We start from the raw sequence: 8,647 nt of genomic DNA, 5'->3' as shown, positions 1-8,647 counted from the left end.
AAAAATGCTTCAATAATTAACTAATTTTAGAAGTGCCAAACGTATTACGATAAGGTATGTTAGCTCCTTTCTGTTCTACCTTACCTATGTAAAATGCTCTTAGGGCGTGTATTCATTTTAAAAATTGTGATCAAACAAGGAAAATAGCGCAGATAATATCGAGATATTAGTCAGCTATTTGACGCCGTTTGGCAATATTTAGTCATTTTTAACCCATTTAGATTATTATCGATTGAATTGATGGCACGCCCTAGACGACTATATCCTGGCTTGAAACATTTTCAACCTTCTACCTTAGTTGTGAACTCTCAAAACTATCTGTTATTTACTAAAAATTATTTGCTAACCGTTTTCTAGTCATTTGTTTATGTTACCATTCTCTTTTTATAAGTTACAGCTTGTAATTAAGTGTATGGACTACTTTCAAGCATGTTTTTGACGTAAATGTTTATTATCCAATTGAGCTGATTCTAATTTGGTTTTAATAAATCATGTAGCTTTTAATCTTTTATTCGGTGGCATAGGTGATATTGATGGATTGGTTCAAAACGGCGCAATTTGTGCAAGAATTTTATATATTTCCTATATTGGTTTCTATCTTATTGATATTAATATTTTTAATTTTTATTTTCAGTTATTTGGTACCTGCTGTAGGATTAAATAAAAAACTCTCACAATTGGTGGGTGATTTAGAAAACATCAATCGTGATGTCAATAAAGACTCATTAGACGACAAGTTTGATGGCAACCCTTCTTTGAAGCAAGCTTGGATAAGTTATAAACAAACCTTTCATAATACTTATGAAACAGTGGATGGCGAAGCTAAGGTAGCTTATTCAAGGGCAACGGTGCCCAGTGAGGTGTTTTTTAGCGAAGCCATCATCGTTGATACTCCTCTAAAAGTAGAGTTTTATAGGCACTTACCCGGTATGATTACTGGTGTAGGTATTATCGTGACATTTGCCGGCCTGTTGATTGGATTGTTAGCGTTCGACCCTGCTGGCAACCCTGACAAGGTTCAAGACAGCTTGACATTATTGCTAAAAGGCGTGGGAGAGGCTTTTATGGCTTCTGGATTGGCTATTGCAGTCGCTATGCTGATTACACTTCTTGAGAAGTTTTGGCTAAGAAAATGTTATGAGCGGCTGCAGCGCTTACATGCCGCCATTGATGATACCTTTACCTTTGATGACAGTGGCGAAGAGTATCTTGCAAAATTGCTTAAATCTTCGGAAGCCAATGAAACCAATGCGCGCCAGCTAAAAGATAGCTTAGTTAATGATTTAAAAGCTATGATGATTAATTTAGTTGAAGAAAATAAAAAGAATCAGACAGCTTTTGCGACTCATTTGAGTGACTCTTATGCTCAAACGAGCCAGTCGATGGCAACCCAGATTGGCGATTCGATTAAAGATAGCCTTCAAGATCCTTTAGATAAGATTGCCTTGAGCGTGCAGCAGGTGAGCGGCGACCAAGGCTCAGCTGTACAAGACCTTATGACTGATGTGCTAGCCGCGTTCATGAGTAAGCTAGAAACGACATTTGGCGGTCAAATGACAGGTATGAGCGAAATGATGACTCAATCTGTCACGGCTATGCGTGAGATGCAGTCAGGATTTTCTCAATTAATGACAGACATGCAAACCAACAGTGAGGTTTCGACCAAAACGTTAGAGACCCAAATGGCAAAAATGATGGATGATATTCATCAAAAGCAGAATGAGATGTCTATCCAAATGACTGAAATGGTAGAAAATCTATCTGCAGGTTCGGCCAAGATTGGCGATCAAGGGCTGCATGCTGTTGAGCAGCTGAATAGTAAAGTGTCAGAAATGGTGTCGGGTTTAGGTACTTCAATGTCAGGTTTGCTATCAAATGTGGCAGAGCAACGTATCGATCAGGATCGCCAAATATTAGACAATCAGCAAAAATTGAATGAGCAGTCATCCATATTGATTGATAACTTAGGCAGTGAAATTAAAGAGTTGATTGTTCATAGTCAAAATGCCGTTCAGAGTCATAAAGAAAGCATCCAAAAACTCTCTCAAGTGACCACCGATAGTATTACTGGTATGAATACTGGCGCAGAAAAGATGCGCTTAGCCTCTGAGCAGTTTACGACGGCTGGTAGCTCACTAATCACAGTGACTGGTAAAACCTCAGAGCTTATTGCAGAGGTTAATACCACTTCAACCAACATGACCAGTGCTAGCAGCAACCTCATCGAGTTGATACGAGATTATAAGAACTCTCAAAACAGCGTTAATATTGCCATTGAAACACTAGAGAGTCTTATTCAGCAGTCAAAATCTGAAGCTGGCATGAGTAGTAAAATGCTTAATGATATGCAGAATATGACCACAGCTTTAGACAAAGTGAAGATGGAAATGCAAGAGTATCTATCAGAAGTGAGTGATGTTTTGGTGAAGAGCTTTGATAGCTTTGGCAGCTCCGTTGAAAGCAGTCTAAATCAGTCGCTAAAGTCTTTTGATAACACACTTGACCAATCCATTAAACGTCTGGCAACCGGCATTGAAGGCCTAGGTGATGTAGTAGAAAACCTTGAAGACCTTACGCAAAAAACCAGACGCTAATTCGGGAGTGTATCGCTAATGATTGGTAACAGGTACGCGAAGAAGCATCGTTCAAAAGATGAGGGTGAAAAACCTTTTTGGATTTCATTTGCCGATTTGATGACAGCGCTAATGACATTATTTTTGGTAGTGATGGCAGTATCTTTAATGGTCGTCACTAAGAAAATTAATGAAGCCACACAAGCAGAGAAAGAACGCAGTTCAGAGGTATTAGATATCTGTACTAGTATTAAAGATGACCCTACTTTAAAGAATCAGCTGATCACCGTAGACTGCAAAGAAAACCGTATAAATTTTGGTGAAGCGGGTCGGTTTGGGTACAACGATTATCGATTGAATGAAGAGGGTATAAAAGCGCTAAGTGCCTTGGTGCCAGTTGTCTTAGAAGCTGCTAATAGTGAGAATGGCAAAAAATGGTTTAAGCAAATTGTGATTGAAGGTTTTACAGACACAGATGGATCGTATTTATATAACCTAAATTTAAGCTTGCGTCGTTCGGAGTGGGTGATGTGTAGCTTGTTGGATCCCACATTTAATCAAGATCTAGATTTAACTGACACGCAAAAAAATCAAATTAAACAGCTGTTTCTAGCGGGCGGTGTGTCATTTAATTCAGCAAAAGACAGTAAAGAAGCCTCGCGCCGTGTAGAGCTACGAATGCAATTCTATGGTTTAAAAGAAAAAGACAGTGCTGAGGCGCAGCCGATTTTTGTTTCTGCTCCTATTGAAACCTGTCAGCTGGCAAGGTGAATGTGATGAGTATCGCTATATTAAAACAGAGGCTGAATCAGAGTGTCGATAATTTTTCTGAAGCCGACCAAGTACATAATAAATTTGCCAAACCGACCAAATTAATGAAGACATTAGCGCTCATTGAACGTAAATTTGATGATATGGAAAATACGCAGCCTATCGAAGAAAAAATTGCCAAATCGATTTTAAAGTTAGAAGAGCATGGCAAAGACTATTTGACAAAACGTGATTGGAAGAACCTAGCTTGGTCACTCAGTAAAAAGCTTTTAAATTATGAGGATAAAATCCTTTTCACCTTTATAGGTGGCCAGCTTATTGAGCAGTTTAGCAAGATGGAGCCTCAGTCACTAAAGCCTGTTTATTTCCCGCTGCTGTATGGTTACTTTGCAGTAGAGCAAGATGAGATAAACAAGCGGCCTAGTAACTGGATCCAGCTCAGAAATATCTTAAGTAGCAATCGCTCTACGTTATTTCAAGCCACGCTTAAGCCTAAAAAATGGCTTACCACGTTAACGGATCATCCTGAAGTGCTCTCACTAGATCCTTCAAAACGATTCATTCGTGATTTTTTACAGAATAGCGATGACAGCAGAGTTAGCAATCAGTTAGAAAGTTTGAGCATTGCACCAAACAGCTGGTTTTGGGACAGTTTGGTCAACTCATCTATCAAGTCTGTTAAGACCATGAAAGAAGAGGATTACTTTAAAGTGATTCCACGTTTTTTACTTCTATTAGAAAGAAATCCAATTTATACCACCGCTATTTTAACAGCTTTACTTGAACGTTACGCCTCTACCTCAAAGCGCGCGGTCGTACACGAAGCTTTAAAGCACGTCTGTTTGACGCAATGGGATAATCCGCAATACGACTCATCAGCAGGCTGGCGAAATGTCGGTTCAGATACTAGAAAAATGGTGGTTCAGTGGTTTGTCAGAGCCGACTTAGAAGCTTTCTTCAAATTATTCAGCCAAACAGCTGATGTCGACCGCTTTGATTATTGGATCAAATTTATTGATAAGATCTCGTTCTCTCAGATATTTTTAGGCCCAGCCGCTGTGCAATCTAGACATGCTGAGCATCGAAAGTTCAGGGAACTAAACCGCGGCAGATTAAAAAATCTTACGGGTTCTACTGCTAGTAATAATGCTTTTCTATTAAAAATTGACAACGTTCATATTGTTGATTTTTCAGATACTGGGAATGCTTGCTATGGGTATAGTGACTTACCTTTTAATCTTAGTAAGAAAAACATAACGGTTCATGAATTAAAGAGCAAACAGCATTCAATATTTAAAAGTGATTCTGGTCGGGCAACGAGTTTGAGTCATTCAGGAAACTGGGAAGCAAAGTTTGATGAAAAACTCGCTGAGCTAGGCGTCTTTGCCAGCCAATCCAGTAGTCCAAAATACAAAAAACGTTATTAAAGAGCTGATATGAAACTAGCGTTCTGGAAAAGAAAAAAATCCGTTGAGCCTGCTGCTGTAGAAGCTGAAATAGCAAGTATCATGCCTTTGCAGCTGCAATACGATGATATTGGCTTAAAGCGCGGCTATACAGCTGTGGCTAAAACTGATGCAGATTTCTATTGGGAGAGCTTGGCTGATGAGGAGGTTGTCTATCAGTCGGATGATAACTATATCTTACCATGGGAAGAGCTTTTTCAGATCCAACAAGACTCTGAGCATAAGGGTGTTATTGATCTGCTCAACCTGCCGTTATCAAATGATTTATACCCGGTCATTCGTAGTGAAAATGGCCTCAGTGATTCAGATTTTCAAATTATTTTGGAAGGCTGGTGTGATAACAACAAGGTTAAATTCAAAGGCTCAGTCAAGCGTACAGGGGCAATCATTAGTCTTGCCGGTAAAGAGTATCTGTTGAGTGAGGCGACTTGGAAGCTATTAGAGAAAATCAAAGAATTCTCTCATGTCACGGATAAAAACAAATCATTAAACCAAAAATACTGGGCACAAATACGCAGTTTAGCGAATAAAAGTGAGGCGAACTTAGATGAGTTTCTGCGTAAAACTATCGTACTTGCCCCAGAGGAGTTGCAACTTAATCTCCGTAAAAACTTAGTGAGTACAGAGTCAGTGGTAGAGGTGCAGCCTGACTTTAAAGACTCGCCCTCAAATTGGCTACAAACTTTTGATAAATATAATGACGTTCAAAACGAGTATACGATCAGCTTACCAGAAGGTGGTTTGGCACACGTTATCGTCGATCCACAAGTTAAAAGTGTACTCAATGAAATTAAGAAGATGCCAAATCGTCGGATAACTGGTGAGCGTGCACAAACCTTTTTGCATAATCCTTTTGCGCAGTTAGGTGAAGATGCCATAGAGGTTATATCCCCAGAGGGCTTTGAGCAATCCAAAAAAGAAGCAGAAATCTATAGCTATCGTTTGCTAATAGATAAAACCTATGATGAATTATCACATTTTAGTTCCGCTCAATTAATATTGCATGAAAACTCAATTAGAGCACAAGACCCTATTTTTTTAGAGCTTTCAAATATAGAGCAAGTTCAACACTTTATTGCTACTTATGAGAAATCATCACCAGTGTTCCTATGGGCAGGCTACAGTATAGATAGAACAAACTATTTAGATAACCAAGTGGAAGAACTGAAAAGTGATCTAGAAGAAATTCAGCAGCATGAAGATGATTTACAAACTAAAAATGTACTAGATTTAAATAATTACAGCGATCGAGTAATTGGTATTGGTGAAGCCGAAAAATTGAGTTCTGAAGCCATTCAAAAAGATAGTGGTGAATCTGAGTGGTTACCACAGAATCTTATAGATGGGTCAGCCGACTTATCTCAATTTACTTCTGATAATACTGATGCCACTACTGAGCTACTTGAGCAACGTATCCAGCATGCAGAGGCAGAAGGCGAGAGCTTTGTTATACATCCGGACAGCAACGTCTCCATTCCATTAGATGATGCAAAAAAATTACTTAATGATCTGCGTGATTCAAAGAGTGATGACCCAGCGGAAAACGACATAGAGCAAGAGCAGCCAGAAGCTGATGGAACAAAGAAAAAATCTACCTTATTGATTGCCAATAATATCGATGAGGCTGACTTTACTAAGAAGCGAGCCGAGACTCTAACTTTTGATGAAAGCAGCCGCCCTCAGGCCAGATTGCCATCAAGTTTTAGAAGCCAAGAATTTAGTTTAAAAAAGCATCAAGAGTATGGTATCGCTTGGCTACAAAATCTATATCAGTATGCGCCAACTCAGGTTAGCGGCTGCTTATTAGCGGATGACATGGGATTAGGAAAAACTTTGCAGTTACTTTGTTTCATTGGTGATTATTTAGAAGCTGCAGAAGATAAAAAACCTGCATTAGTAGTAGCACCAGTTTCTTTATTAGAGAACTGGGAGAGTGAAATCAATAGGTTTTTTAGTGCAAAATTCGGAAAAGGGTTAAGTTTATATGGCGATAACTTAAAACAGCGAAAAATACCCAAACACCTAATATCTCCTCAATTAAGAAACGATTACGGAATAACAAATCTACTTGAAGATAATTGGTTAGGTGGGGCAGATATCGTGCTGACTACTTATGAAACCATGCGAGACCTTGAGTTTTCTTTAGGGAGGGTGGATTGGAGTATCATGATATGTGATGAAGCCCAAAAAATAAAAGTGCCTACTGCAATGGTTACTAAAGCTGCTAAAGCCCAAAAAGCAGACTTTAAGATTGCTTGTACAGGCACGCCTGTAGAAAACTCACTGGTTGACCTATGGTGTTTATTTGATTTTATACAAGAAAATCTACTGGGTTCGCTTAGTGAGTTTAATAAAGAGTATCGTCGTCCTATTGAAAAGAAAGATGATGAAGATAGTGCGATAATAGATGAGCTTCGTCAATTGATTGAACCACAAGTATTAAGACGTATGAAGCATGATGTCGCTGAGCTACCAGCAAAACACGAAGTTAATGATTGCAAAAACATTGAAATGTCAACGCTGCAACGCACACTCTATAAACAAGTATCAAATGATTGTAGAAGCTTGTCTGAACAAGGGCATAAGGGTGTTATGTTAACTGCATTACATAGTATGCGAATGATTTGCGCTCACCCTCTAAAATTGCAAGAGCAAGCAACTATCAAAGATTCACCTAAAGCTGAGTGGTTAATAGACACTTTAGAGGTCATAAAGCAAAAAGATGAAAAGGTTATTATCTTTACTGAGTTCAGACCTATTCAAGTATTTTTAAAACGTCTTCTCCTTGAGCGATTTGGATTAAATGTTACTACAGTGAATGGAGATTCGAATACCAATAGTAGAAAAGGCTTAACCCGACAGGGCATTATTGATAAGTTCCAAGAAGTGAATGGTTTCAATGTAATTGTCTTATCCACGGTGGCAGTTGGCTTTGGTGTGAATATCCAAAAAGCAAACCATGTTATCCACTATACACGCAGTTGGAACCCAGCTAAGGAAGATCAAGCAACTGATAGAGCTTACCGTATTGGGCAAGATAAAGAGGTTTTTGTTTATTACCCATCTATTGCAGCAGATGATTTTGAAACCTTTGAAATCAAACTGGATAAGCTACTATCTAGTAAGCGCAGTCTGGCTGATGATATGTTGAAACCAAACGTAGAGCTTACTCAAGAACTGATTCAGTCGATTTATTGAGTAAGATTTTTAACAATGGGCTGTAGTAGATAGGCGCCATGCTAGACTACTTTTATGAAGCTAACCGATTGTAAAGTTCTAGCAGACACCGAACTGTAGTGATCAACTAACTTAGGACTGTGTTTAAGAGAAGAAGCGCTACCCACAAAAAAGCCTGACAGCTTAGCTATCTGGCTTTTTGTGGGTCAATACTAATTTGTTTTATTTATCCGTCCGTCATAAAGCATACTCACATACAATATTGAGCTATGCTGAAGAAACCGTACAACTAAACTTGGTAAACTAAGCGTATTAACTGGAGTTTACCATGACCAAGAAAGTAAGAACCTACAGTGACGAATTTAAAGCAGAAGCCGTTAAGAAAATAGCAGACAATAACGGTAATGTTTCAGCCACAGCCAAGCAACTTGGCATAGCGATGCAAACGTTATCGAACTGGCAGAACAAAGCCAATCAAGGCAAGCTTATTGGCACAGAACAATATGATCCTGATCTTATGAGTGCTCTTCAAGAAATAAAGCAGCTCAAGCGGCAGCTTAAAGTAGCCGAAGAGGAGCGCGAAATTCTAAAAAAGGCGACGGCGTACTTTGCAAGGCACAGCTAGTCAGGTACGCCTTCATCAAAGATAACCAGCACCTC

4 protein-coding genes and 1 pseudogene are annotated in these 8,647 nt (G+C 39.0%); all 5 read left to right on the top strand.

The window, feature by feature from the left end; all coding sequences use genetic code 11:
* The first annotated feature begins 533 nt into the window (after positions 1 to 533).
* Entirely contained in the window at positions 534 to 2,594 is a 2,061-nt protein-coding gene (gene zorA / locus ACT3SX_RS12005; protein ID WP_444753620.1) for an anti-phage ZorAB system protein ZorA, read from the top strand.
* Positions 2,595 to 2,612: 18 nt separating this feature from the next.
* Positions 2,613 to 3,344, top strand: a complete 732-nt coding sequence (zorB1, locus tag ACT3SX_RS12000; RefSeq protein ID WP_426138659.1) for a type I Zorya anti-phage system protein ZorB1 — start codon at positions 2,613 to 2,615, stop codon at positions 3,342 to 3,344.
* Between the two features lie 5 nt (positions 3,345 to 3,349).
* Complete coding sequence (locus ACT3SX_RS11995) at positions 3,350 to 4,771, top strand: EH signature domain-containing protein (RefSeq protein ID WP_426138658.1); 1,422 nt, start codon at positions 3,350 to 3,352, stop codon at positions 4,769 to 4,771.
* Positions 4,772 to 4,780: 9 nt separating this feature from the next.
* Positions 4,781 to 8,008 carry a DEAD/DEAH box helicase gene (locus tag ACT3SX_RS11990; RefSeq protein WP_426138657.1) on the top strand — a complete coding sequence of 1,076 codons (3,228 nt, stop codon included), beginning with the start codon at positions 4,781 to 4,783 and terminating at the stop codon, positions 8,006 to 8,008.
* A gap of 307 nt (positions 8,009 to 8,315) precedes the next feature.
* A pseudogene (locus ACT3SX_RS11985) lies at positions 8,316 to 8,647 on the top strand (transposase); the annotation flags it as partial.

The organism is Psychrobacter sp. AOP31-B2-9 (assembly GCF_052378005.1).
GTDB lineage: Bacteria > Pseudomonadota > Gammaproteobacteria > Pseudomonadales > Moraxellaceae > Psychrobacter.
The sequence above is the reverse complement of the archived record's forward strand: the minus strand, read 5'-3'. Positions and strand labels throughout refer to the sequence as shown.

What these genes read in the sequence shown, in the direction of transcription:
- zorA (WP_444753620.1), top strand. Translation starts at nt 534, where the DNA reads ATGGATTGGTTCAAAACGGCGCAATTTGTGCAAGAATTTTATATATTT.
- ACT3SX_RS11995 (WP_426138658.1), top strand. Translation starts at nt 3,350, where the DNA reads ATGAGTATCGCTATATTAAAACAGAGGCTGAATCAGAGTGTCGATAAT.
- zorB1 (WP_426138659.1), top strand. Translation starts at nt 2,613, where the DNA reads ATGATTGGTAACAGGTACGCGAAGAAGCATCGTTCAAAAGATGAGGGT.
- ACT3SX_RS11990 (WP_426138657.1), top strand. Translation starts at nt 4,781, where the DNA reads ATGAAACTAGCGTTCTGGAAAAGAAAAAAATCCGTTGAGCCTGCTGCT.